The organism is Burkholderia sp. Nafp2/4-1b (genome assembly GCF_003635165.1).
Classification (GTDB): domain Bacteria; phylum Pseudomonadota; class Gammaproteobacteria; order Burkholderiales; family Burkholderiaceae; genus Burkholderia.
Window position 1 is genome coordinate 1 of sequence record NZ_ML058653.1, and the last position, 3,257, is coordinate 3,257.

The window sequence follows — 3,257 nt, forward strand, 5'->3', positions numbered from 1 at the left end:
TCACGCTGTTCGCGCTGGGCACGGCGCCGCCAACTCGCGAATTGACCGGCAAGGGTCGTCATCCGGGATCTGGCGGGCTCCCCCACCTTGATTGACATTGCGCGTCTGCCCGAATGTCGCCTCGACGCGCCGTAAATCACGTGACCAGCGCTGAAATGAATGACTCGCTACGGGAAACATGGTTGCGAAGTGCATCCTTAGACCGGTTAAAACCACTTCATTGAACGCGAGCTCGCATGACCGGTTCGTAAGCTCCCGTGGATTTTTATTTCAATCGAATGGCGGACCGCTCGTTCGCCATTTTTTATTTGAGGAACCCTGAATGGACCAGGTCACCGTGACCCTGACGTACCCGATTCAACTCAATGGCGTGTCGTGTGATCGCCTCACGCTGCGTCGCCCGAAGGTGCGCGACATGCGCGGCGCGCAGAAACTCGCCCCGAACGATCCCGAGCAACAGGAGCTGATCCTGTTCGCGTCGCTTGCCGAGGTCGCGCCCGACGAGCTCGAGGCGATGGACCTGGCCGACTACGAACGCGTGCAAGACGCGTACTACTCGTTTCGAACCGTACGCAACACTCGACAGCAAGACGCTCAAGGTGCTGGCCAGGCGCCTGGCGGCTGAGTTGCACATGTCACCCGCGTCGATCGATGAATTGACGCTCGACGACGTGGTGTGGTGGCTCACCGACTGAATGGACTGAGGGAACTGAAGGAACCGACATGGCAAGCAATATTGCACTGGGCATCGTGATCGGCGGGGCCGTGTCGTCGACCTTCGGCCGCGCGATCGCCGATACGGGTTCGCGCATCGACAGCCTGAAGCGTCGCGCGAACGACGCACGGCTCTGGCAGCGCCAGATCGGCGAGACGCTGCAGTTGCAGGACGCGTTCCGGCGCCTGCAGCGCAGCGGGGACCGCACGGCCGACGGGATACGCCGCCAGCTCGAGCGCAATTTACACACGCTGCGCGACGCGGGTTTCGAGGTCGGGCGGCTCGATCGCGCGTATGCGAAATTGGGGCGCACCGTGCGCGGGCTCGAGCTGAAGGCGATCGGCCAGCAACGGCTGATGGCCGGGCGCGAAGCGGCGCGCGGCACGATCGGCGATGCAATGAAATTGACGGGGGCGCTCGCCGTGCCGGCCACGATCGCGGCGAACTATCAGGCAATCATCCGCGATATTGCGATCAAGGCGGGCATCGCGCGCACGCAGCAAGAGGCGACGATGGGCACGCGGATCCGGCGCGACGCGGCGACGAACGGGATCGGCCGCAATGAACTGGCCGATGCGGTGAACCAGATGGTGGCTGGCGGCATGGACCTCGAGCGGGCGCTGAATTTTGCGCCGCTGGTCGCGCGGTTTGCGATCGGCCAGGGCGCGACGAGCGTGGAGACCGCCAAGATGATCCAGGCGCTGCAGCAGAACGCGGGCGTGACCGATCCTCGGCAGATGGCGCAGGCGCTCGAGTCGATCGCGTACCTGGGCAAGGCGGGCTCGTTCGAGTCGGCGGACATGGCGCGCTGGTTCCCGGTGCTGCTCGCGGAGATGCGGAAACTGGGGATTAGCGGGCAGGATGCCGTCACCCAGCTGGGCGCAATGCTGCAGGTGCAGATGAAGACGGCGGGCAGCGCAGACGAGGCGGCGAATAACCTAAAAAACTGGTTCTCGAAGATCGGTTCGGGTGAAACCGAACGCAACTATGCCAAGGCCGGGGTCGACTACCAGGGCAAAATGCGCGAGGCGATCGGCAAGGGCTGGTCGACGATGGAGGCGTCGTTCGTGCTCGCACGCGCGTATATCGAACGGGTCGATCCTGAGAAGGCCAAGCAACTCGCCGCTGCGGCGCAGCAGTTCAATCGCGAGATGGACCCGACGAAGCGCCAGGCGCAGATGGCCGCGTTTGCCGAGACGATGAAGACGGGCGACCTCTTTAACGACATGCAGGTGAAGGCGGCGCTGACCGGCTACATGCAGCATGCCGAGCTGTACCGCAACCTGAAGCGCGACTCCGCGCAGGCCAGCGGCGAGATCCGCGAGGACCTCGAGGCGCGGCGCGCGACCAGCAAGCAAATCTGGCGCGAGGTGGGACAGCGCTGGGACGATGCGATGCGCAGCCTGGGCGACGCGCTGCGGCCGGTCACGGATGCAGTGGGGCGGGGCGCGAACACACTGGGTGCCGGGCTGCAAACGGTGACCGAGCATGCGCCGAAGGCGACGGCGGCGGTGGTGGGCGTGCTCGGTGCGGCGGTGGCGCTGCGCGGCGTCAAGGCGGTGTGGACGCTCGGGCGTGGCGCGATGGATCTGGCGCGCGGGGCGGTGCTCGCACGGGGCGGTGCGCGCGGGCGCGCGAAGGGTGGGGTGGTTGGCCGCGCGCTCGATACGCTCGGTGCTGCGGCCGGCACTCCGGGCGCACCTGGAGCGGTGCAGCGTGTGTTCGTCGTCAACCTCCCAGCCGCCGGCAGTGCGCTCGGCGAGTCGATCGGTAAGCCCTCTGGAAAACGTGCCGCGAAGCCCACCTCCCGCATCGGTCGTGTGATCGGTGCCGGCCGGGCCGTGCTCGGCCGTGTGATGCCCTACGCGGGCAAGCTCGCGCTGGCCGGCACGGCGCTGAAGTTGGGACTGGCGGCAAAGGACGCATACGGCGTAGCGGTCGGCAGCGATACGCGCGCGCGTAAGGCCGAGCAGTTCTCGGGGATTGCCGGTCAGTTGGCCGGCGGCCTGGCGGGCGCGAAGATCGGCGCCGCAATTGGCGCGCTCGGCGGCCCGATCGGCGCGGCGGTCGCGGGTGTGGTCGGCGGGGCGATTGGCACGTTTGCGGGCGACAAGGCGCTGCGCGCAATCGCGCGCCGGCCATTCGCGCGTGCGGAGCCGGCCTCGCTGCCAGCCGAAGCGGTCGCCAAGCTCAAGGGACTCGAGAAGGTCGCCGCGGCGCCCGGGTCGGGCCCGCGCCTCGAGCAGACCAACACGTTTGCGCCGGTGTTCCACGTGCGCGTCGAGGCGAATGAAACGGATGCCGCGGACAAGTTCCTCGCGCGCGTGAGCCCGGTGCTGACGCGCATGATGGACGAGCATCAGCGCAAGGCCAACAGCCACGCGGCGCTGTTCGACAGTCCGCATCTGTAGGAAACACGATGGATGTAATTGAGACGATCACGCAGGCCGCGACGCAAACGAGTTTCGCAACCGAGCGCGTGCAGCACCTGGCGCGCGTGGCCGATCGCAACCGGCCGGCCAGCCAAAACACGGTCGACACG

The 3,257-nt window shown here is 66.9% G+C and carries 2 protein-coding genes and 1 pseudogene; all 3 read left to right on the forward strand.

Features of this window, described 5'->3' with window-relative positions; translation table 11 throughout:
* The first annotated feature begins 322 nt into the window (after nt 1-322).
* A complete protein-coding gene (locus C7H84_RS34730; RefSeq protein ID WP_121863025.1) occupies nt 323-625 on the forward strand; it encodes a phage tail assembly protein in 303 nt (100 codons plus the stop codon).
* A 98-nt stretch (nt 626-723) separates the two neighbouring features.
* Nucleotides 724-3,126: a phage tail tape measure protein gene (locus C7H84_RS34735; protein ID WP_121863026.1), complete on the forward strand. Its 2,403-nt coding sequence runs from the start codon at nt 724-726 to the stop codon at nt 3,124-3,126.
* Nucleotides 3,127-3,134: 8 nt separating this feature from the next.
* Nucleotides 3,135-3,257: pseudogene (locus C7H84_RS37715) on the forward strand (oxidoreductase); the annotation flags it as partial.

Coding starts and splice junctions, on each gene's coding strand:
- C7H84_RS34730 (WP_121863025.1), top strand. CDS start 323: ATGGACCAGGTCACCGTGACCCTGACGTACCCGATTCAACTCAATGGC.
- C7H84_RS34735 (WP_121863026.1), top strand. CDS start 724: ATGGCAAGCAATATTGCACTGGGCATCGTGATCGGCGGGGCCGTGTCG.